Annotated in this window: 1 protein-coding gene; it reads left to right on the top strand. The window is 68.5% G+C overall.

The genetic code is table 11. The annotated features are described in order from the left end of the window. A partial coding sequence (locus ACFPIJ_RS64515; RefSeq protein WP_380129464.1) for an integrase core domain-containing protein occupies positions 1-969 on the top strand: 969 nt, incomplete at both ends.

Genomic DNA, 969 nt, shown 5'->3' with positions numbered 1-969 from the left:
GGATGGCAAGCGTGTTGGTGCGGGTGCTGTACCTGAGCGTTGTGCGGGTGTTCGGCTGGCTGCCGGAGGCCGTGCGGAGTGAGTCCGCGATGGCCGCGGAGCTGATGGTGTTGCGCCATGAGGTGGCGGTGTTACGCCGCCAGGTCGGTCGGCCGCGCCTGTCGTGGCCGGAACGGGCGGTGTTGTCCGCGCTGGTCCGGGCGCTGCCACGGGAGCTGTGGAAGCATCGGATCGTCACCCCGGCCACGCTGCTGGCCTGGCACCGCCGGCTGGTCCGCCGGCACTGGACCTGCCCGAACCAGCCGGGACGACCACGGGTCAGTGACGACGTCCGTGACCTGGTCCTGCGGCTGGCCAGGGAGAACCCGGGATGGGGGCATCGACGGATCCAAGGTGAGCTCGTCGGGCTCGGTCACCGGGTCGGCGCCGGCACCATTCGCCGCATCCTCGCCGGTTCCCGGGTCGGGCCTGCCCCGCGTGAGATCGATACCAGTTGGCGGACGTTCCTGCGGGCACAGGCGTCCGGGCTGCTGGCGACCGACTTCTTCCACATCGACACCATCACATTGCGGCGGTTGTACGTGCTGTTTGTCATGGAGATCAGCACGCGGCGGGTGCACATCCTCGGCGTCACCGCGCACCCGACCGCCGCCTGGACCACCCAGCAGGCCCGCAATCTGGTGATTGACCTCGGCGATCGGATCACCGTGTTTCGGTTCCTGGTCCGTGACCGCGACGCCAAGTTCGCAGGAACCTTCGACGCCGTGTTCGCCGCCGAAGGCATCGACGTCGTGAAGATCCCTCCGCGCACACCTCGGGCAAACGCGTTCGCGGAGCGCTTCGTGCGCAGTGTCAGGGCCGAGTGCACGGACCGGGTCCTGATCTACAACGAGCAGCACGCCCGGACGGTGCTACACGACTACGAAGACCACTTCAACCGGCACCGGCCGCACCAGAGCCTGGACCAGC

This window comes from Dactylosporangium cerinum (genome assembly GCF_042653625.1).
Taxonomy (GTDB): domain Bacteria; phylum Actinomycetota; class Actinomycetes; order Mycobacteriales; family Micromonosporaceae; genus Dactylosporangium; species Dactylosporangium cerinum.
This window is presented reverse-complemented; position numbering and strand designations above follow the sequence as displayed.